This window comes from Rhizobacter sp. OV335 (genome assembly GCF_900142965.1).
Lineage (GTDB): Bacteria > Pseudomonadota > Gammaproteobacteria > Burkholderiales > Burkholderiaceae_C > Rhizobacter.
In genome coordinates this window covers 81,185-102,700 of record NZ_FRCQ01000011.1, presented here as the reverse complement: position 1 = coordinate 102,700, position 21,516 = coordinate 81,185, and the positions used below count along the sequence as shown (strand labels likewise).

Annotated in this window: 16 protein-coding genes; 6 read left to right on the top strand and 10 right to left on the bottom strand. The window is 68.8% G+C overall.

Annotated elements, in window-relative coordinates:
* Positions 1-62 precede the first annotated feature (62 nt).
* The 3 genes from BUE42_RS13695 (at position 63) to BUE42_RS32175 (ending at position 4,705) form a co-directional block, all read left to right on the top strand.
* On the top strand, positions 63-1,631 hold the full coding sequence (locus BUE42_RS13695; protein ID WP_083614134.1) for a DEAD/DEAH box helicase: 1,569 nt from the start codon (positions 63-65) through the stop codon (positions 1,629-1,631).
* A gap of 208 nt (positions 1,632-1,839) precedes the next feature.
* Positions 1,840-2,757: a Fic family protein gene (locus BUE42_RS13690; RefSeq protein WP_235002324.1), complete on the top strand. Its 918-nt coding sequence runs from the start codon at positions 1,840-1,842 to the stop codon at positions 2,755-2,757.
* 88 nt (positions 2,758-2,845) lie between these two features.
* Positions 2,846-4,705 (top strand): leucine-rich repeat domain-containing protein, encoded by a 1,860-nt coding sequence (locus BUE42_RS32175; RefSeq protein WP_143171487.1) that lies wholly within the window; start codon positions 2,846-2,848, stop codon positions 4,703-4,705.
* Positions 4,706-4,731: 26 nt separating this feature from the next.
* On the opposite strand, the gene BUE42_RS13680 is transcribed toward BUE42_RS32175, so the two are convergent.
* The 9 genes from BUE42_RS13680 to BUE42_RS13640 all read right to left on the bottom strand — a co-directional run bounded on the left by BUE42_RS13680 (position 4,732) and on the right by BUE42_RS13640 (position 11,076).
* Positions 4,732-5,694: a YihY/virulence factor BrkB family protein gene (locus tag BUE42_RS13680; protein WP_073465661.1), complete on the bottom strand. Its 963-nt coding sequence runs from the start codon at positions 5,692-5,694 to the stop codon at positions 4,732-4,734.
* A 5-nt stretch (positions 5,695-5,699) separates the two neighbouring features.
* A complete protein-coding gene (locus BUE42_RS13675) occupies positions 5,700-6,929 on the bottom strand; it encodes an AI-2E family transporter (protein WP_083614119.1) in 1,230 nt (409 codons plus the stop codon).
* Between the two features lie 107 nt (positions 6,930-7,036).
* A complete protein-coding gene (locus BUE42_RS13670; protein WP_073465659.1) occupies positions 7,037-7,351 on the bottom strand; it encodes a BON domain-containing protein in 315 nt (104 codons plus the stop codon).
* A 105-nt stretch (positions 7,352-7,456) separates the two neighbouring features.
* Positions 7,457-7,636, bottom strand: coding sequence for a DUF1328 family protein (locus BUE42_RS13665; protein WP_047584709.1), 180 nt, complete (start codon positions 7,634-7,636; stop codon positions 7,457-7,459).
* Positions 7,637-7,835: 199 nt separating this feature from the next.
* A complete protein-coding gene (locus BUE42_RS33425; protein WP_073465658.1) occupies positions 7,836-8,465 on the bottom strand; it encodes a hypothetical protein in 630 nt (209 codons plus the stop codon).
* On the bottom strand, positions 8,462-8,845 hold the full coding sequence (locus BUE42_RS13655) for a hypothetical protein (RefSeq protein WP_073465657.1): 384 nt from the start codon (positions 8,843-8,845) through the stop codon (positions 8,462-8,464). The genes BUE42_RS33425 and BUE42_RS13655 overlap by 4 nt, the downstream gene beginning before the upstream one ends.
* A 108-nt stretch (positions 8,846-8,953) precedes the next feature.
* A complete protein-coding gene (locus BUE42_RS13650) occupies positions 8,954-9,355 on the bottom strand; it encodes a hypothetical protein (protein ID WP_083614118.1) in 402 nt (133 codons plus the stop codon).
* Between the two features lie 70 nt (positions 9,356-9,425).
* A complete protein-coding gene (locus BUE42_RS13645) occupies positions 9,426-9,593 on the bottom strand; it encodes a DUF1328 domain-containing protein (RefSeq protein WP_047500752.1) in 168 nt (55 codons plus the stop codon).
* A gap of 139 nt (positions 9,594-9,732) precedes the next feature.
* Positions 9,733-11,076, bottom strand: coding sequence for a sensor histidine kinase (locus BUE42_RS13640; protein ID WP_073465656.1), 1,344 nt, complete (start codon positions 11,074-11,076; stop codon positions 9,733-9,735).
* 59 nt (positions 11,077-11,135) lie between these two features.
* Here BUE42_RS13640 and BUE42_RS13635 point away from each other — a divergent pair, with 59 nt between their 5' ends.
* The gene (locus BUE42_RS13635; RefSeq protein WP_056805727.1) at positions 11,136-11,768 is read left to right on the top strand and encodes a response regulator; all 633 of its coding nucleotides are present in this window, start codon (positions 11,136-11,138) and stop codon (positions 11,766-11,768) included.
* A 25-nt stretch (positions 11,769-11,793) separates the two neighbouring features.
* On the opposite strand, the gene BUE42_RS13630 is transcribed toward BUE42_RS13635, so the two are convergent.
* Complete coding sequence (locus BUE42_RS13630; protein WP_073465655.1) at positions 11,794-12,195, bottom strand: response regulator transcription factor; 402 nt, start codon at positions 12,193-12,195, stop codon at positions 11,794-11,796.
* 344 nt (positions 12,196-12,539) lie between these two features.
* Here BUE42_RS13630 and BUE42_RS34090 point away from each other — a divergent pair, with 344 nt between their 5' ends.
* Both BUE42_RS34090 and BUE42_RS13625 read left to right on the top strand, forming a co-directional pair.
* Complete coding sequence (locus BUE42_RS34090) at positions 12,540-12,662, top strand: hypothetical protein (RefSeq protein WP_255376863.1); 123 nt, start codon at positions 12,540-12,542, stop codon at positions 12,660-12,662.
* A 34-nt stretch (positions 12,663-12,696) separates the two neighbouring features.
* A complete protein-coding gene (locus tag BUE42_RS13625) occupies positions 12,697-21,480 on the top strand; it encodes a glycoside hydrolase family 94 protein (protein WP_073465654.1) in 8,784 nt (2,927 codons plus the stop codon).
* Positions 21,481-21,516 lie beyond the last annotated feature (36 nt).

Below are 21,516 nucleotides of genomic sequence, written 5' to 3'. Positions count from 1 at the left end.
TGCGCGCTGGTGTCGTGCTGTGCCCGTCGGGGCCGGCGGCACCGTGTTTGAGAAAGAAAATGATGAGTTCAGAGAACAATTTCGAGGCCCTGGGCCTCCACGCCGCACTGCTCCAGGCCTTGAAGGATTCGGGCTACGAGACCCCGACCGACGTGCAGTCCCGCGCCATTCCGCCGGCCCTCGAAGGCAAGGACCTGATGGTTGCCTCGAGCACCGGCAGCGGCAAGACCGCCTCGTTCGTGCTGCCCGGCCTGCAGCGCATCCTCGCCGCCCGTGGCGACAACACCAAGCGCCGCGAGAAGGGCCTGGTCTACGGCCCGCGCATCCTCGTGCTGGCCCCCACCCGTGAACTGGCGATGCAGGTCGACAAGGCCGCCACCGTCTACGGCAAGCATGTGCAAGGCCTGCGCGTGACCACCGTCGTCGGCGGCGTGCCGTACGGCGCGCAGCTGAAGGCGCTGCGCGGCCCGCTCGACATCCTGATCGCGACCCCGGGCCGCCTGCTCGATCACCTGAACAGCGGGAAGGCCATCCTCGAGAACGTCGAGATGCTGGTGCTCGACGAAGCCGACCGCATGCTCGACATGGGCTTCATCGACGACATCCGCACGATCGCCGACCAGCTGCCGCAAGACCGCCAGACGGTGATGTACAGCGCGACCTTCGCCGGCCACGTGGGCCGCCTGGCGCAAGACCTGCTGCGCGATCCGCAGCGCATCGAGGTCACCTCGCACACCGACACGCACGAGAACATCGAGCAGCGCCTGCACTGGGCCGACAACGGCGCGCACAAGAACGCGCTGCTGGACCACATCCTGACCGAGCGCGACATGGAGCAGGCGGTGGTGTTCACCAGCACGCAGCGTGATGCCGACTGGCTGGCCGACCGCCTGGCCGACATGGGCCACGCCGTGGCGTCGCTGCACGGCGGCATGCCGCAAGGCCGCCGCACCCGCGTGCTGCAAGGCCTGCGCAACAAGGAACTGCGCGTGCTGGTCGCCACCGACGTCGCCGCGCGCGGCATCGACGTGCCGACCATCAGCCACGTGATCAACTACGGCCTGCCGATGAAGGCCGAGGACTACGTGCACCGCATCGGCCGCACCGGCCGTGCCGGCCGCAATGGCCTGGCGGTGACGCTGGCCGAGCGCATGGACACCGGCATGATCCGCCGCATCCAGGCCTTCACGACGCAGAACATCCCGGTCGCGACGATCGTCGGCCTGGAGCCGAAGTCGCCGGAACCGCGCATGTTCGCGGCACGCCCCGAAGGCAAGTTCGGCGGCAAGCCGTTCGGTCGCCCGAACGGTGGCGGCTTCAACAAGGGCTACGGCAAGCCGGCCCCGCGTGGCGGTGAAGGTTTCGCCCCGCGTGGCGAAGGCTTTGCGACCCGCGGCGCCGACGGCTTCGCGCCGCGCGGTTCGTTCGATCGCCCGGCTCCGGAACGCCGCGACAACCCGTTCGCGAACCGTCCGCCGCACGAAGGCGCGCCGCGTCACGCCTTCGACCGCGCGCCGGCCGACCGTGGCAACAACGCCGGCTTCGCGCCGCGCAAGCCGGGTGGCCCGGGTGCCAACAAGGGCGGCTTCGGCAAGCCGCAGCGTCCACGCCAGGGTGGCTTCAGCCGCTGATCTCGGCTGACCGGCTGACAAAGGGCCCGCACTGCGGGCCTTTTTTTTTGGCCAGACGGATCGGGCCCGTCTGGTCTGATACGTTCTGTCGACCCGACTGAACGGGAATCAGACTGTGCCAGCGTCGTTCCGCCCCCTCACGTCCCCGTCACCGCAGCCACGCTGGTCCGAAGCGTCGCTGGCCTTGCGCGCAGCGCTTGACCAGCCCTTGGGCACGCGTTCACCGGTGACCTGGCGCCGGGAGTTTCTCGAAGGCTATCGACCGAATGACAGCGCGTTGCTGCCGCCGAGCCTGGCAGCCGAACTCGCCGAGTTGGGTCGCATGCCAGGCCAGCAGCCGGCGGGAAGCTATGCGCGCAAGGTGCTGGCGCCATGGCGGGTCGATCTCTCCTGGTCGTCGGCGCAGCTGGAAGGCAACCGCTGCTCGCGCCTCGACACCGAAGCGCTGTTCAGATCCGGCGTGATGGGCACTCACATCGACGCCGTGATGCTGTTCAACCACAAGAACGCGATCGAGTTCCTCGTCGACGTGGTGCCCGAGCACGGGCTGACGCCTGGCGTCGTTCGCAACCTGCACGCGGTGTTGATGCAGGACCTGCTGCCCGACAGCGGCGAGTTGGGCGCGATCCGCCGCAAGGTCGTCAACATCAGCGACACCGTGTACTTCCCATCGCAGGTTCCGTCGCTGCTGTCCGAGATGCTGGAGCGCATTCTCGACACGGCGCGCGTCATCAAGAACCCGATCGAAGCGGCCTTCTTCCTGTGGGTCAACATCGCCTACCTGCAGCCGTTCGAGGATGGCAACAAGCGCACCAGCCGGTTGGCGGCCAATATCCCGCTGATGCTCTACAACCGCGCACCACTGGCGTTCCTCGACGTCGACCGAGGCCACTACGCCGAGGCGATGGTGGGCGTCTATGAGCGGCAGGACGTGTCGCTGGCCGTCGACCTGTTCGACTGGACCTATCGCCGCTCCTGCGCGAAGTACGCGGTGGTGCTGGAGGCGATGAGCGCGCCGCCCCTGTTGCGAGAAGAACTGCGCAAGCTCGAAGCGTTCAACTGCGCGCGTTACCGTGTGACGATGGGCGCCACCGAGGCGTGGACTGCTGCGGGGCGTCCTGCCTGACAGGCGTTGAACAGTTTCCTGAGGCATGGCGGGAACGATCGAGGCCGAGCTGTGACCAAGCTCCGTCATCCTCCTCGTCGAGCCTTCCATGGAAAAGACCTCCGTTCCCAAACGAAGCGAGCTCAAACCTCACCCTCGCCGACACGATGTCGCTGCGCTGTCGGCGGGGCGCTTCACGGCAAGGATTCTTTGGACACTGGGTCAGGGGCCTGACAAGGCCGTTGCCGCGCTTCTGAAACTGTTCGAGCACGACAAGGTCACTTGCCTGGACCTTCGTGGCCAGCGACTCAATGGACAGCGCGGAATGGCTCTTCGAGCATTGCTCGAGCACGCGAGTTGTCCTCTGCGCGAACTCGATCTTTCAGGTTCGGCGCTGCCGCTGACCGTCTTGCGGGGCGTGGCGGAGAACGAGACATTGACCGCGTTGAAACTCGCAAATGCCCGCCTTCCGGCAAACCTGATGACTTATTTCCATGTCAACGCGCTGGTCGACGTCGTCGCAAGCAAATCACTGACGCATCTTGATCTGCGGGGGGTGGATCTCGTGGGTGTCCGGGAATCGGCCGCCTTCGCGAAGTTCTGTTCGGCCCTGGGCCAGAACAAGAACCTCGAATGGCTTGAACTTGGTGGCACCTGTCTGGGCAACGAGCAGCTTGGCCATCTCGCAGCGGCGCTGAAGGCTCATGGACAGTTGAAGTACCTTGGGCTCGGCGACAACGATTTGTGTTGGAGCGATGCGAGGGCTGACGGATTCATGAATGCTCTTTTCGCGAATCAATCATTGACGCACCTGGTGCTGCCGTGTCCTGAAACGATGCAAGACGATTTCGATTCGCGGATTCTGCGCATGCTGGAAAAGAACACGACGTTGACGGTGCTGGAACCCTACAACACTCCTGGCAGGCCGCCGCAGGCCTGCTCTTCGCGAGCCCATGACGTGCGAGTGAAGCTGGAGCAAAACCGGTTTGATCAGAACCGGCTGCGGGGCGATGCGTGCGATCTGTCCATTCGCCCACCGTCACCGATGATGAAGTGTCTGCATGAAATGACGCCGGATGCATTCGACGCATTGCTGCGCTCGCAGTGCATCACGCGCTTGCTTCTGCAAGGAGCGCAGCTCGACGAGGAAGACGTCGAGACACTCGCGCATGTCATCGGCCAAACGAGATGTCAGGTGAGGGAACTTGATCTGACGGGGGCGACATTTGCGACGATGGGAGCTCTTTTCGAGCAGATGCAGCACAACACATCGTTGCGCCGCCTCTGCCTCGGCGGCGTGGACGTGGTGAACGAACGAGGCCGGTTTCCATTGCAGGCCCATCACATTGGGGCGATTGCCAGATTCTTGACACGCACGCGGACGCTGCACACCTTGACGCTGAGCGGGCAGGGGACACTCGGCGCAAACGCAGCAGCGTTCGACGGCTTGATGGAAGCCCTGGGGAGGAATGTCAGCCTGAAGTGTCTCGACATCGGCGCCACGCTTCTTCCGGGGACTCACCTGACGCTGATCTCATCGGCCTTGCGGTGGCATGCACTGGAGTACCTCAATCTCGACTCGAATCCACTGTGCTGGGGGCCGGAGCTGAAGGCATTCCTGAAAGGACTCGCGCAGAACGAGTCGCTGCTGAAGCTCGTATTGCCTCGTGCCGTGTGCGGGAGCGACGAGCTGGTCGCGTGCCTGTGGAACATGAAAGACACGTTGCACCTCTGCCACCTTCCTCCCTTCAGCGACGAGGCGTCGCTGCCCCACCGGCAGACCAAGCGCGGTGCCATTCGGAAACAGCTCCTCGACAACCAGCGGCGCCAGGCCGAGAAAGTCGAAGCGGATCAATGGCGGGTGAAAACGCTCGTGGTCGCCTTGGAAGAGCGCAATCTGCCGCGTGACGTGACGGTCGATACGGCCAGGAAACTGATCCAGGTGACTTCGGCCAACATGCGCATCTGATGTCGCTGCACTCGGCCTGCGCGAACTCACTCGACTGCCGAGGGCACCCGCTCATGCGCCCCGATCTCCACCGCCAGCGCCGCCCCCAGCAAGAAGATCTGGCACGACCAGTAGATCCACACCAGCAGCGCTGCGAACGACCCGGCGGCGCCCAGCGTCGAGCGCAGCGCGGTGCCGGCGATGTACGCATTGATGCCGTAGCGCCCCGCCAGGAACAGCACCGCCGCCACCGCCGCGCCGATGAAGGCATGGCGCGCGCGCAGGTGCGCATCGGGCAGCCACACCATCAGCAGCGAGAACAGCGTCGTCATCACCAGCCACGACCACAGCAACTCCACCGACTGCAGCAGCGGCCCGAGCGCGGGACCGAGCGCATCGGTCTGGTCGACCACCCAGCGGATCGCCAGCAGCGCGACCGCCTGCAGCACCATCGCGACCGCGAGCAGGAAGCCGCAGCCGAGCAGCACGCCCATCGACAGCAGGCGGATCTGCACCAGCCGCCACAGCGAGCCGCGCTCGGGCGGCGCCCCCAACATCTCCTGCAGCGACGCGCGCAACTCGACGAACACGCCGACCGCGCCGACCAGCATCGTCACCACCGCGATCACCGGCGCCGCGACGGCGAACCCGCCGGCCCGCTCGCGCGACAGCAGCCGCGTTGCCGCGCTCGGCGCGCTGGCCAGCAGGTCGGCCAGCGTGCGGGCCTCGCTCGGGCCGAGCAGCCGGCCGACCGCGTCGACCATCGTCGCGTTCGCGCTCTGGTCGCCGAGCAGCCACACCAGCAGGCTCGTCACGACGACGAGCAGCGGCGCCATCGAGAACGCCGCGTAGAACGCGACCGCCGCCCCCTGGCGCGCGCCGTGGCATTCGATGAAGCGGTTGATGGCCCGCACCGCCAGCGAGGCGACACGGCCCGGCGCGCTCGCGACCATCCGGTGCCAGAGGCGGGCGACGAGCCCCGGGGTGTCGGTGGCCTCGCCCTGCGCCATGCCGGTCAGCCTTCCATCAGGCGCGCGAGTCGCGTGGCGGAGCGCGAATGTTCGGCGACGACCTTCATCACGACGATCAGCCCCGGGCCGAGGAACAGGCCCCATACGCCCCACAGCGCGCCCCAGAACACCAGCCCGATGAACACCGCCGCGGCATTCATCCGCGCGGCGCGGCTCTGCAGCCAGGCCGCGACCGCGGTGCCGATCAACGTCGACACCACCACCAGGTAGGCGGCGGTGCCGATCGCCGCGCCGGCGGTGCCATGCGCGAGGAAGGCCTCGGCCGCGCCGAACGCCGTCAGGATGCCCATGCCGACGTAGGGCACGACGTGCAGCACCGCGGCCGTCACGCCCCACATCGCCGCATCGGGAATCTCGCCCCACGCGAACCCGGCCCACACCGCCAGGCCGATCAGCAGGTTGGTGACCAGCAGCACGCCCACGTAGATGCGGATCTGCCGCGAGCATTCGTGCAGCGCGCGGCAGGCGCGCGTGCGCGACTGCGAGCGACCGCCCCACAGGTCGATGAAGCGGCCGGCGAGCGGGCTGCCGCCGCTCAGCACGAAGAACGCGACGAACACGATGATCGTCAGGTCGCCGGTGAACTTCATCAGGATCGACGAGCCGTTCAGCGCGGTGTCGCGCATCCACAGCGTGACGGTCTCGGTCAGCGTGTGCGCCGGGGCCGCGGGGATCAGCTTCTGGCGCGACGGCTTCGGCGGCGGCGCGCCGTTGGCCATGCCCTGGGCCGCGCGGTCCAGTTCCTGCAGCGCATCGCGTGAACGCTTGAGCACCGAATCGTCGTCGGCCTCGGTCGGCGTGATGCGCTCGGCCACCATGCGGATGATCTCCGGGCTGCGGTCCACCATGCGCAGCAGCTTGCCGCCGAAGGCCATCGACGCGAGCGCGGCGAGCGCGAGGAACAGCACCAGCGACAGCAGCACCGCGAGGATCTGGCTGCGCAGCAGGTGGCGCAGGCCGGCCACGACCGGCGCGACCAGCATCGCGAGCATCAGGCCGGCCACCACCGGCACCAGGAAGCGCTGGCCCCACCACAGCGCGCCGATCACCGCGATCGTCGCGATCACCGTGGCCGAAGGGGCCGAGCGCGGCAACGGTCCGGGCAAGCTCTCGTCGTGCAGTGACGCGGCCTCGTCGACCGGCGACGCGACGCCGTCGCGCACGGCCTCGACGGGAGGTTTCGCCGCGGGCGTCAAGGTGCCGGAGAGGGACATCGTGTGTGAAGACGGCGCACCGAGCGCCCTGTCCTCAACGCCGCAAGGCGCACGACCCTGGAGGGTGGTGCGCCTTCACACGGACGAGCCGTGAGGATCTTGCGGATTTACGGACGGATCAGGATGTCGTTCTTGACCGACTTCACGCCGTTGACGTTGCGGGCGATCGATTCGGCGGTGCTCTTCTCGTTCGCGCTCTTCGCGAAGCCCGACAGCTGCACGGTGCCGTTCAGCGTCTCGACGCTGATCGACGAGGCATCGACTTCCTTGTTGCCGACGTACTTGGCCTTCACCGCGGTGGTGATGGCGGCGTCGTCGACGTAGGAGCCGACGGTCGATTGATCGCGCGTCACGGCGCAACCGGTGGCGGACAGCAGGGCGACGGCGGACACGATGGCGGCGAGGGTGTTGCGAACAAACATGTGGTTCTCCTTCAGTGTGTAAACGTTGTGGTGCAGGTGGTCGGCAGGAAGGTGAACATCAGGCCCCCACCCGTGCGGGCCCGTGTCGCTGTATTCAGAAGAACATCACTTGTTGCTGATCGCTTTCGCGCCCAGCAATCCGATCAGGACCACGGCGACGAACAGCACCAGGAACAGCACGAACAGGAACTTCGCGATGCCTGCTGCACCGGCCGCGATACCGGTGAAACCGAACACGCCGGCGACGAGCGCGATGGCTGCAAAGATGATGGCCCACTTCAGCATGTCGTTCTCCTTGGTGCGATGTCGCTTCGATGAAGGCAACTCTATGGGCGGGGCCTCGCGCAAGCCATCGGACGCTGGCGTGCGCGCATGTAGGACGGAATGCTTTGCCGATTCGGCGCGCGGTTGCAGCAAACAGCGATCGGCAAAAAGAAGAAGCGCGCCATCGGCGCGCTTCGTGATGCGGGGGTGCGTGCGGTGCTCAGTGCACGGTGAAGTCGGTGCCGGGTGGAGGCGATGCGTGCGTCGGCGACGGTGGCGTGGGGGACGCAGGAGCCGCTGCAGGCGCAGCCGTTGATGCAGTCGCCGGCGCACCCGTCGATGCAGGCGCAGGCCGCGTGAAGTCCGCGATCGCGAGGTTGACCCAGCTGATGATCGACGCCAGATCGAAGCGCGGCAGCAGCCCGGCCAGCAATGCGCCGCCCGACAACCAGCGCCACGGCTTCGCACGCGTCAGCAGCATGCCGCCGACCAGCGCACCGACCAGCAGCCACCACGGGTGCTTCTTCGCGAGCGGCCTGGCCAGCTCTTCGCCCGCGTCGCGCGCGAACTCGAAAGTGGTGCGCCACGGATGGCCGGCCCACCAGCGTCGCAGCCAGCGCACCGCGATCGCGGCTGCGGGCAGGTCGGAGAGCGCATCGCCCAACGTGCCGAGCCAGCCCGGCTCCTGCGGTCCACCGGCGGCGTCGGGGTCGCGCGGTGCCTTCGCCGTCACGAGCGCATGGCGGATGGATTCGCGCGAGGCGGCGAGCCGCTCCTTCGGAGTCAGCACCGTCGTCGGCGCGACGGCGGGGAGGCCCGGGTCGAGCTGGCCTTCTTCGACGTGGGTCATGTCGCGCCCACCTCGCCGAGCATGCGCGCATCGGCCTCGAACTGCTCCTGCACGGCAGCGAAGGCCGGTTCGGCCGCTGGCCGCCGTGCGATCACGCCGGCAACCACCGCGACCACCGCCGGCACCGCCGGCGCGGCCCACAGCGCCCACACCGTGTCGGCCTGCAGCGCGGGCGTCACGGCCCACAGCATCAGCGCAACGCCTGCGAGCACCGCCGTCACGCCGACGCAGCACAGCGCGAGCGCGGTGAGCAGCAAGCGGACCGTCCAACGGCTTTGCGCCTGGCGCGCTTCGCTGCCGATCAGCGCGGCATAGGCGCTCAGGTGATCGGCAACCAGTTCGGGCCGGGTCGCGACGAGCTTGATCAGCGGATGGATCATGGCAGGCACCGGAAGAGAGCTACAGCGGTGGACGGGATGCGGACGCGACAAACCCGGTCGCGGCGTGGTGCGCCGTACGACCGGGTTGCCCGGCGCCCACGGCGGGGATCACTGCTGGCTGTTGCGGCGCGCGCTCTGGATCAGCGCCAGCAGGCCCATCAGCGCAGCACCGGTCGCCGCGGCGATCAGCATCGACTTGACGGGTTCGTCCTTCACGTAGCGCACGGTGGCGTCGCCGACCGAGGCGGCGCGCTCGCGCACTTGCGACGCGGTGTCCTTGACCGCATCGACACCGCGGCGTGCCAGCGCTTCGGCCTGGCCGGCCAGGCGGGCGATCGTCGGCTCGGCGTTGTCGCGTGCTTCGCCGATCGCGGTTTCAGCGCTGTCGAGCGCGGTGTTGGCGACACGGCGCGTGCTCTTGACCGCGCTGTCGGCCGAGTCGGCCAGGCGGTTGACGGTGTCGCTCGCCTGGCTGCTGAGGTTGTCGGTCTTGAAGGTGGACGTGCTCATGGTTGTTTCCTTGAATGTGGTGTGTGGGATAACTAAGTTAGGCGAGGCGGAGCCTCGCCGCAAGGCGTGCCTAGGTGCCGCGCTTGATGAGGCCGAACAGGAAGGCGGCAACGGCCATGATCGCGAAGATGATGAAGAGGATCTTCGCGATGCCGGCGGCACTGGCCGCGATGCCACCGAAGCCGAACAGGGCGGCGATCAGCGCGATGATGAAGAACACGACGGCGTAATACAGCATTCCTGGCTCCTTCGGTATGAGTGGTTGACGATGGACCGACTCTAGGAGCGAGGGCGTGCGCAAGGAATGGGACGGCGAGCCGATGCGATGTAGGAGGGGGCCGACGATGGCCGGCCCCGCCCTCGCAGCACCCGTCGATTCAGATCTGCGGCAGCGTCGCCTGGATGCGCGTGCCGGCCCCGGGCGTCGACTGGATGGCCATGCGCCCGCCCTCTGCCTCGACCCGGTAGCGCATGCCCAGCAACCCGTGGCTGGACGGCCTCGCGACCTGCGTGTCGAAGCCGGTGCCGTTGTCGTGCACGTCGACCTCGGCCAGCGCGCCGCGCGGCTTCAGCGTGACGACGACCTGGCGCGCCTGTGCGTATTTCGCGACATTGGTCAGCGCCTCTTGCACCAGGCGGTACACCGTCAGCTCGCCCGACGGCTTCAGCGACACCGGCGCGAGATCGCTGACCACCTTCACGCCCGAGCGCTCGGCGAATTCGCGGCCCAGGATCTCCAGCGCCGCCAGCAGCCCCAGGTTGCTCAGCGACGACGGCCGCAGGTCTTCGATGATGCGGCGCTTCAGCGCGATGCCTTCGTTCAGCGTGTCGTTCAGGTGCACCAGCCGCTCGGTGATGTCGGGCGTGTGGATCGTGATGCGCGACTTCAGGCGCGCCACGTCGAGCTTGGCCGCCGTCAGCAGCGCGCCCAGCTCGTCGTGCAGGTCGCGCGCGAGCCGGCTGCGCTCGTCCTCGCGGGCGGTCTGCAGATGCTGCGCCAGCTCGGTCAGCTGCGCGGTGCGCGCCGTCACCTGCACCTCCAGCAGGTCGCGCTCGGCCTGCAGCGCCTCCTTCTTGTGCACCCGCTCCTTCTCGAGCGTGTTCGACTGGCGCAGGTACATGAAGAAGGCCAGCACGCTCAGCGCCGTCATCGCGTTCACGCCGAGCCGGCTCAGCAGCAGCGTCTGGTAGACCTCGTCGCGGCGCGCCGCGATCAGCTTCGATTCGCGCGTCACCAGGCGCTCGGAGGCGAGGCGGATGCTCTCCATCTGCTCGCGCCCGATGTCGGTTTCGATGACCGCGCGCCAGGCCTCGTCGCGCCCGTCGGCGCGCAGCTGCACCGTGGTGTCCATCTCGGAAACCTTGCGGCTGACCAGCGTCGCGAGCACGGTGAAATCGGCGACGCGGTCGGGCTCGTGCGCGTAGTACTCGCCGAGCGTGCGCAGCGTCTCGCCGATGTTCGCCATCGACGAGCGGTACGGCTTCAGGTACTCGGGGCGGCCGGTGATCAGGTAGCCGCGCTGGCCGTTCTCGGCATCGAGCACCTGGCGCAGCAGCACCATGTTGCTGGTGCGGGCCATGCCCATTTCGCCCAGGCGATCGAGGGCGTCCACCGAGGTGCGGTACGCGGTCTCGCTGATGCCCATCAGCGTCAGCGCGGTCACCACCGCGAGCGGGAACGTGAAGGCACTGCGCTTGAATCGGTGAAAGAAGTTCTTCATGCGATTTTTCTGTGTGCCTCTAGAATCGATTGGAGTCCAACCACAGGGGACAGTCGCTCATGATCAAGATTGCCATCGTTGACGACCACGCGCTCGTGCGCGCCGGTCTGCGCCAGTATCTCGCGGAGCAAGTCGATCTGCAGGTCGTTGCCGAAGCTTCCAACGGCCGCGAAGCCCTCGACATCGTGCGCAAGGAACAGATCGACGTGCTGGTCATGGACCTGTCGATGCCGCAGCAGAGCGGCGTCGACGCGCTGGCCGCGATCCGCGCCCGCGAGCCCGACCTGCCGATCCTGATCCTCAGCGGTTTTCCGGAAGAGCACTACGCCACCACCTTGCTGCGCCAGGGCGCGAGCGGTTACCTGAACAAGGAGTGCGATCCCGAAGAGATCGTCACCGCGATCCGCACCGTCGCCCGCGGGCGCAAGTACATCACCCCGGCGGTCGCCGAACTGCTGGCCAACAACCTCGGCGGCAACGCGAACCGTCCGTTGCATGAGCAGCTTTCCGAGCGCGAGTTCCAGGTCTTCCTGCGGCTGTCGAAGGGCGAGACCATCGGCCACATGGCGGACAGCCTGTCGCTGAGCGTCAAGACCGTCAGCACCTACCGCACCCGCGTGATGGAAAAGATGAAGCTCGAGTCGAACAGCGACCTGACCTACTACGCGCTGAAGAACGGCCTGATCCAGTAGCCACGAGGCCGGTTCAAAGGGAGCGCTACAAGCTCCCCGAACTCGAATTGGCGGCCTCGCCCGAGGCCAGCCGCTGGCAGTAGCCGATCAGCGCATCGATCTCGTTCGACTTGTCGAACACCTTGTCCGCACCGAGCTCCAGGCACTTGCGCCGCATGTCGGGGGTCGCGTAGTTGCTGAGCACGACGAGCTTGGTCGACTCCGGCAGGTCGGTACTGGCCGACAGCACGCCGAGGCCCGATCCGCTCTTCAGGAAGATGTCGACGATCACCAGGTCGCAGCCGTTGCGTGGCTGCTTCAGCCAGTACAGCGCGGCGGCCTCGTTGTCGGCCGTGCCGACGACCTCGACGGCCACCAGTTCCTCGAGCGCCGCGATCAGGTTCTCGCGGATCACCGGGCTGTCTTCGACGATGTAGGTTTTCAGCATGTCCCGACTTCTGGATTTTTCTTCAACAGGCGAGGCATGCGCGGAAAGGACCTGCCTGCAAAGGTCACGGATCTTGCCATCTCCGCGGGAAACGTGACGGGAAGAGCCGCGAGGACGTCGACAGACATGCGCTCGATTGTATGAATCGGGCAACGCCGGCCCTGACGGAAGAGCGCGGGAGCGCATGTAGGAGGCAGCCTACAGGCGCGTCGCCGGAATCCCGCGTAGGACAGCACCGACAGACGAAGGCCCTCTCGTCCGGCTGTGCCGGCGAGGGGCACTCCCTAGACTCGTCCCCAGGTTTTCCGAATCTCGGAATCACGAAGAGCCGACGGGAGTGGCGAATGAAAAGACTGTTGATGTGGGCTGTGGGTGTGCCGTTCCTGGTGATCAGCATGGTCATGGTGTCGTTCAGCGACGGGCTGTCCACGCAGGTGGCGAGCCTGTCGTGGGCGCAACGACATTGACGGTGTCCGGCATGGCGCCCTCGGGGGTGGGCCGATGAATCCCTCGATCACCGTCTACGAAGGGTTCGATTTCGCGCTGCCGGCGGCGATCGAGGAGTTCGCCGGCGCGTTCTCGCGCTGGGATGCCCCGTCGCGCTCGGTGCGGCGTGCCCGCTTCAAGAGCGAACTCACGCGCGCGACCGAAGAATTGCGCGCGTGCGTGCGACAGATCGAGACCTTCACCGACGAGCAGCGTTCGCTGTCGCAGGCGGCGCAGTGGCTGGTTGACAACTTCTACGTCATCGAGCGCATCCAGACCGCGTTGACGCAGCAGCTGCCCGACAAGGCGGTGCGCGGCCTGCCGGCCTACCAGACGGGCGGCCACCCGTCGCGCGCGCGCATCGAGCTGTTCTCGCACTTCTACCTCGAGGCCTGCGATTTCGACTTCGAGGCCGATGAACTGGTGCACGTGCTGGTCGAGTACCAGAAGGTGCACCCGCTGATGCTGCGCGAGCTGGCGCTGCTCGCGCCGATCCTGAACTTCCTGCTGATCCGCCAGCTGCGCGCCTGCGCCGAGCAGATCCTCGAGATCCACCGTGGCGCCCATGCGGCCGACCTGGTGTCCGATGCGGCGCTCACGCCGTCGAACGGCAACTCGCGCGGCCCGACGCAGAAGGCCTCGTCGGCCGTGCCCGACCTGAAGAACGCTTCGCCGGTGTTCCGCCAGGCCTACCTCGGCCAGCTGGCGCAACGCCGCCGCTACGACGACCCGGCCAGCATCGCCGGCGGCGCGCATGCCGAAGGCGTCGGCATCGTCCACCAGGCCGGCGCGATCGAAGACGACCTCGTCGTGCGCACGATGCTCGACGTGCGGGTGCGCAACATCTTCCGCAGCGTGAAGGCGATCGAGCTGAGCGACTGGGTCGACATCTTCGCGAAGACCTCGCTGGTCGACCGCGCGCTGCAGCGCAACAGCGTCTACGCGCGCATGGACCCGCATTCGAAGGCCTTGTACCGGCTGGAGCTGGAGCGGCTGAGCCTGCGCAGCGGCCTGCCCGAGCCCGATCTCGCCGAGCTGGTGGTCGACCGCTTCGGCCGCCGCCGTGCCGAAGGCGACGAGGCCGGCCAGGAGGGCGAGGACGCCGACATCGGCCGCTGGCTGCTGTCCGATCGCCGGCCCGAGCTGGAGCGCAGCATCGGCCTGACGCCGAACCCGCTGCGCCGCATCGAGGACGCGATCCCGCACACCCGCCTGGTGCTGTACGCCGCGCTGGTGCTGGCGCTGAGCTTCGCGTTCACCGTGCTGGGCTTCCGCGCCGGCTATGCGGAACAGCACGTGTCGCTGCCGGCATTCATCATCTTCCTGCTGGCGGTCTGGCCGGCCTCCGAGATCGCGGTGCTGCTGATCAACCGCATCCTCGGCCGGGTGTTCCGGCCGGCGCAGTTGCCGCGGCTGGAGTTCTCGCACGGCCTGCCGCCGCAGTGCAAGACGATGGTGGTGGTGCCGACGATGCTGACCCAGCTCGACCAGGTCGGCCACCAGGTCGGCGAGCTGGAGCGCCACTACCTGTCGAACCGCGACGACCAGCTGCGCTTCGGGCTGCTGACCGACTGGCGCGACGCATCCGACCAGTCGCTCGAGACCGATGCCGCGCTGCTCGCGCAGGCCCGCGAGGCGGTGGCGCTGCTGAACCTGCGCTACCCGCTGCCGTCGGCGAGCGCCGAAGACCGCTTCTACCTGTTCCACCGCTCGCGCTGCTGGAACGCGAACGAAGGCGCCTGGATGGGCTGGGAGCGCAAGCGCGGCAAGCTCGACGAATTCAACCGCCTGCTGCTCGGCGAGCCGGGCACCTCGTACGTCTTCGACGACGGCACCGCCGAGCGCGTGCCGCGCGGGGTGCGCTACGTGATCACGCTCGATGCCGACACGCGCATGCCGGTCGGCTCGGTGGCACGCCTGGTCGGCACCGCCGCCCACCCGCTGAACCGGCCGCAGATCGATGCGCAGACCGGCCGCGTCGAGAGCGGCTACGCGCTGTTCCAGCCGCGCATCTCGTTCCTGCTGCCGCAGGCCGAGGACCATTCGGTGTTCCGCTGGATCTTCTCGAACGGTGCCGGTGTCGACCCGTACGCGGCCGCCATCTCCGACACCTACCAGGACACCTTCGGCGAGGCCACCTACACCGGCAAGGGGCTGTACGACCTGCAGGCCTTCCACACCTCGCTGTCGGGCCGGGTGCCTGAGAACGCGCTGCTCAGCCACGACCTGTTCGAGAGCGCGTTCGCACGCTGCGCGCTGGTCAGCGACGTCGCGTTCTTCGAGGATTCGCCGTCGCACTCCGAGGTCGCGGCGGCCCGCTCGCACCGCTGGGTGCGCGGCGACTGGCAACTGCTGCCGTGGCTGCTGGGCGTGCGCGCCGAGCCGCTGTCGCCGCTGAACCGCTGGAAGATGCTCGACAACCTGCGGCGCTCGCTGCTGCCGATCGCGTCGTTCGCGCTGGTCGTCGCGGCCTTCATCGACCCGGCCGCGCAGCCGCTCGCGTGGCTGCTGCTGGTGCTGGCGTCGATCAGCCTGCCGGGGCTGCTGGGCTGGTTCTCGGCCCTGTTCGCGCCGGTGCCGAAGGGCGTGCGCAGCAACCGGCCGATCCAGCTGACGCGCGAGCTCGGCCATGTGGCCGGCCATGCGCTGATCGAGCTGGTGCTGCTCGCGCAGAGCGCCTGCGTGATGGCGGATGCGATCGTGCGGGCCGTGTGGCGCACCTTCGTCTCGCAACGCAAGATGCTCGAATGGCGCACCGCCGCGCAGGCCAAGGCGGCCGCCGGCGGACAGCTGCGGCAGTTCAGCTGGGCCATCAGCAGCGCGACGCTGCCGCTGATCGCGTCGAGCGCGCTGATCCTGCTGTTCAACCGCGATGCGATCGTCGCCGCGGCGCCGCTGCTGGCCGTCTGGTGGCTGGCACCGGTGATCGCGGTCGCGATCAGCTCGCCGGTGCTGCTGGCGGGCCGGCTGGCCGGCGACCACGACCTGCGCGAGTTCCGCCGCGTGGCGCGCCGCACCTGGCGTTTCTTCGAGGACTACGTCGGCCCGGCCGACAACCACCTGCCGCCCGACAACGTGCAGTTCGAGCCGGAAGAGGTGGTCGCGCACCGCACCTCGCCGACCAACATCGGCCTGTACCTGCTGGCGCTGACGCGGGCGCGCGACCTCGGCTGGCTGGCCGGCGGCGATTTCCTCGGGCGCATGAAGGCGACGCTCGGCAGCATGGCCAAGCTGGAGACCTACAACGGCCACCTGCTGAACTGGTACGAGACCCAGTACCTGCGGCCGCTGGAGCCGCGCTACGTGTCGTCGGTCGACAGCGGCAACCTCGCGGCCCACCTCGTCGTCGTCGCGCGCGCGCTGCAAGAAGAGCGCGAGCGCCCGGTGGTCGGGCCGGAGCGGCTGGCCGGTCCGCGCGACAGCTTCCTGGAGCTGCAGGCGGCGTGGCGCAGCGTGCGCGCCGGCAGCCCGCGCGGCGACAAGGGCAGCGCGCCGCGCGGCAACGTCAGCCCGGCCGAGATCGATCGCGCGGTCGCCGACCTCGGCACCAAGCTGCTGCAGGCCGATCCGGCGACGCCGGCCGATGCCGGTCGCGCGCTCGCCGGTGCGTCTCAGCTCGCGCTGCACCTGAAGGAGCTGCTCGAGGCCTATGCCTTCGGCAGCGCCGACGGCACCGCGCAGGGCGCCGGCGCGTTGAAGCCGGTCGTCGACGAGGCCGAGCGGCTGTGCCAGGCGCTGGCCGCGCACCTCGACGACCTGCAGCGGCACTGCCCGTGGGCGGTCGAGGCGGCGTTCAGCACGCTGCAGCAGCAGGCGCCGGAGGTGTTCGGCGGCACGCTCGCCCAACTGCTCGCGCGGGTGCCGTGCGTCGGCGACCTGCCGGTGCACCTGATCGAGGTCGAAGCGGCGCTGAAGGCCGCGCAGCGGCGCGACGGCCAGGCGACGGCCACCGCGATGCTGCTGGCCGCCGCGCTGAAGGCCTGCGCCGAAGCGCGCATCGCCACCGCGGCCTGGCTGGCCGACCTGGACGCCTGCGCAGCGCAGGCCGAGGCGGCCTGGCGCGGCATGCAGTTCGGTTTCCTGTTCGATGCGCGGCGCAAGCTGTTCTCGATCGGCTACCGCGTCGCCGAGCACCAGCTCGACGAAGGCCGCTACGACCTGCTGGCCTCCGAATCGCGGCTCGGCAGCTACCTCGCCGCCGCCAAGGGCGACGTGCCGGTCGACCACTGGTTCCGGCTCGGCCGGCACATGGGCCTGGTGGCCGCCGGCCCGGTGCTGATCTCGTGGTCGGGCTCGATGTTCGAGTACCTGATGCCGGCGCTGGTGATGAAGACGCCGCCCGGCAGCCTGCTGCACCAGACCTGCCACAACGCGATCGCCGAGCAGGTCCGCTACGGCCGCGAGCAGAACGTGCCCTGGGGCATTTCCGAATCGGGCGTCAACGTGCGCGACGTCGAGCTGACCTACCAGTACGGCCCGTCCGGCGCACCGGCGTTGAGCCTGAAGCGCGGCATGGACCGCCAGCTGGTGGTCGCGCCGTACGCCACCGCGCTGGCCGCGCCGTTCGCGCCGGCCGAGGTGCGGCAGAACTTCGCGGCCTTGGCCAAGCTCGGCGCGCTCGGCCCGCACGGTTTCTACGAAGCGATCGACTTCACCGCCGAGCGGCTCGGCGAAGACGAGAAGTGCGCCATCGTCAAGAGCCACATGGCGCACCACCAGGCCATGAGCCTGCTCGCGCTGACGCAACTGCTGACGACCGACAGCCTGGCCGACCGCTTCCACCGCGAGCCCGAGATGAACGCCTTCGACTTGCTGCTGCAGGAGCAGGTGGCCGGCTCGGTGGTGATCGCGCGCGACAGCACCAGCGCACCCGAGCGCCACGAGAAGCTGGCCCGCCACTCGACGCAGCGCGTGCGCCGCGTGCAGGCCACCGACGTGCGGCGGCCGGCCGTGCACCTGATGTCGAACGGCCGCTACGCGACCGCGCTGACCGCCAGCGGCTCCGGCTACAGCGAATGTGCCGACCTCGACATCACGCGCTGGCGCGAAGACCGCGTGCTCGACGACTGCGGCCTGTTCATCTACCTGCGCGATGCCGATTCGGGCGTGCTGTGGGGGGCCACGCTCGCGCCGACTTTCAGCGAGCCGGACTACCAGTCGGTCGAGTTCGCCGAGGCGCGCGCGCAGTTCGACCTGCGCCAGCACGGCATCCGCAGCAGCCTGGAGGTGGTGGTCGCGCAGCAGGAAGACGCCGAGATCCGCACGCTGAAGCTGACCAACGAAGGCCACGGCGTGCGCCGCATCGAGGTCAGCGCGCTCGGCGAGGTGGTGCTGAACCAGCGCAATGCCGACATGGCGCACCCGGCCTTCTCGAACCTCTTCATCACGACCGAGTTCGACGCGGCGCGCGGCGCGCTGCTGGCCACGCGGCGCCCGCGCGCATCGCACGAGTCGGCGCCGACCGCGATCCTCGGCGCGGTGGTCGAGGGCACGCAGGCCGGCCCGCTGTCGTACGACACCGATCGCCGCACGGTGATCGGGCGCGGCCGCGGCAAGCGCGAACCGCTCGCGATGACCGAGCAGGGCGGCCTCGCGATGACGACCGGTGCGGTGCTCGACCCGGTGCTGTGCCTGCGCCAGACCATCGAGCTGAAGCCGGGCCAGTCGGCGCGCGTCGCCTTTGTGCTCGCCTTCGGCACCGACCGCGAGAGCGCGAGCCGCACCTGGCAGCGCCTCGGCTCGTTCAGCGCGCTGCAGCGCGAGATCTCGCGCTCATGGGTGTATGCGCAGGCCAAGCTGCACCAGCTGGGCGTCGGCAGCGAGGAGGCGACGCACTTCCAGTCGCTGTCGGCCTACCTGATGTTCTCCGACACCGCGTTCCGGCCCGGCACCGAGTTCATGCGCGGCAACCAGCTGTCGCAGCGCGCGCTGTGGCGCTACGGCATCTCGGGCGACCGGCCGATCCTGCTGGTCACGATCGACTCGAACGACGACCTGCCGCTGGTGCAGCAGATGGTGCGCGGCCACCACTTCTGGAAGGCGCGCTCGTTCGAGGTCGACATCGTGGTGCTGAACGACCGCGCGACCTCGTACTCCGACGACATGCAGCACGCGATCGAGAACATGGTGCGGCAGGCCGGTGCCGGCCCCGACTCGCCGGCCGCCGGCGGCCGCATCTACGTGCTGCGCGGCGACCGCCTGCCCGACGACGAGCGCCGCCTGCTGATGACGCTGTGCCGCGTGCTGCTGCGCGGCGGGCAGGGCCTGCTGGGCGACCAGCTGCGCCGGCGCACGCCGCGCGAGGCGCTGCCGCTGCCGCAGGCGATGCCCTTGCGCGCGCCGCTGGCGCAGGGCGGGGCGCCGACCGAGCCGACCGCCACCGCGGAGCTGCAGTTCTTCAACGGCACCGGCGGCTTCACGCCCGACGGCAAGGAGTACCGCATCGTGCTGCCGCCGGGCCGCATGACGCCGGCGCCGTGGGTCAACGTGATGGCGAGTCCGCAGATCGGCACGCTGGTGTCCGAGAGCGGCTCGGCCTTCACCTGGCGCATCAATGCGCGCGAGAACCAGCTGACGCCATGGTCAAACGATGCGCTGGTCGACCCGTCATCGGAAATCCTCTACCTGCAGGACCGCGCGACCGGCGCCTACTGGACGCCGACCGCGCAGCCGCGCAGCGCGCCCGGCGCGACGCACGAATGCGCGCACGGCGCGGGCTACAGCCGCTTCACGACGCAGGCCGAGGGGATCGAATCGGAGCTGACGCACTTCGTCGCGTGGGACCGGCCGGCCAAGCTGATGCGCCTGCGCGTGGCCAATCGCAGCGCGCGCCGCCGCACGATCACGCTGACGCTCTACGTCAACCTGTGCCTGGGCGACAACCGCAGCGGCAAGGTCGACCTGCTGTCGACCTGGGCCGGCCGCAACGCGACCACCACGCTGTACGCCCGCAACCCGATGAACGCCGACTTCGGGCGCGACATCGCATGGCTCGGCAGCTCGCACCCGGTGAGCGGCTGGACCTGCGACCGCGCCGAGTTCATCGGTATCGGCCAGGGCCTGGGCGCGCCGCAGGCGCTCGAATCGCAGCGCACGCTGCGCCAGGCGGCCGGCGTCGGCCCCGACCCGTGCTGGGTGATGCAGGTCGAGCTGAAGCTGGAGCCGGGCGAGTCCGACGTGGTGGTGTTCTCGTTCGGCCAGGCGGCGAGCCTCGCCGGCGCCGATGAGCTGGTGCGCATGACCACGCGCGATGCCGACCAGGCGCTCGCGAACGTGAAGGCGCAGTGGGACGAGCTGCTCGGCGCGGTCGAAGTGCGCACGCCCGACCGCTCGCTCGACCTGATGCTGAACCGCTGGCTGCTCTACCAGGTGCTGAGCAGCCGCTGCCTCGGCCGCTGCGGCTTCTACCAGGCCGGTGGCGCCTACGGCTTCCGCGACCAGCTGCAGGACGTGATGGCGCTGGTGCATGCCTGGCCCGGCTTCGCGCGCGACCACCTGCTGCGCGCCGCCGCCCAGCAGTTCGTCGAGGGCGACGCGCAGCACTGGTGGCACCCGCCGAGCGGCAAGGGCGTGCGCACCACCTTCTCGGACGACCGGCTGTGGCTGCCGTACGCGGTGGCGTACTACGTGTCGGTGACCGGCGACGATGCGGTGCTCGACCAGACGGTGTCCTTCCTCGAAGGCCCGCAGCTGCCGCCGCACGAGGAGAGCCAGTACTTCGAGCCGACCGTCTCGCACGAGAGCGCGACCTTGTTCGAGCACTGCGTGCGCGCGATCCAGGTGAGCCGCGGGCGCGGCGTGCACGGGCTGCCGCTGATGGGCTGCGGCGACTGGAACGACGGCATGAACCGGGTCGGCTGGAAGGGCCAGGGCGAGAGCGTCTGGATGGCCTGGTTCCTGAAGTCGGTGCTCGACGAGTTCATGCCGATCGCGATGCGCCGCGAGCGCGCGGACCTGGTCTCCGAATGGACGCTGCTGTCGCAGGAGCTGATGACCGCGGTCGACGCGAACGCCTGGGACGGCCAGTGGTACCGCCGCGCCTACTTCGACGACGGCACGCCGCTCGGCTCGGCGTCGAACGACGAATGCCGCATCGACTCGCTGTCGCAGAGCTGGGCGGTGATCGCCGGTGGCGGCGACCCGCAGCGCGCGCGCGACGCGATGGAGAAGGTCGACGAGATGCTGATCGACCGCGAGTCGGAACTGATCCGCCTGTTCACGCCCAGCTTCGACAAGACCGCGCACGACCCCGGCTACATCAAGGGCTACGTGCCGGGCATCCGCGAGAACGGCGGGCAGTACACGCATGCGGCGGTCTGGACCGCGATGGCCTTTGCGCGCCTCGGCGATGCCGGCCGCGCCTACCCGCTGTACGCGATGCTGAACCCGATCGGCAAGAGCGATTCGCGGCTCGCGGTGCAGCGCTACCGGGTCGAGCCCTACGTGATGCCGGCCGACATCTACGGCGAATCGCCGCACACCGGCAAGGGCGGCTGGACCTGGTACACCGGGGCCGCCGGCTGGTACTGGCGCATCGGCATCGAAGAACTGCTGGGCGTGCGCGTGCGCGACGGCGTGCTGCGCATCGCGCCGGTGGTGCCGGCCGCGTGGCCGGGCTTCAGCGTCACGCTGCGGCGCGGCAAGACCGTCTACGAAGTCGAAGTCAACAACCCGTCGCGACGCGAGCAGGGCCAGGGCACCTGGTCGCTGCAGCACGACGGGAACCCCGTTTCCCTCGAGGGCGGCGTGCCATTTGTCGATGACGGTGCACGGCACCGGGTTGTGGCCACGCTCGCCTGAATGCAGTCAATCAGCGCTGAAGTCGCATTGAAAGGA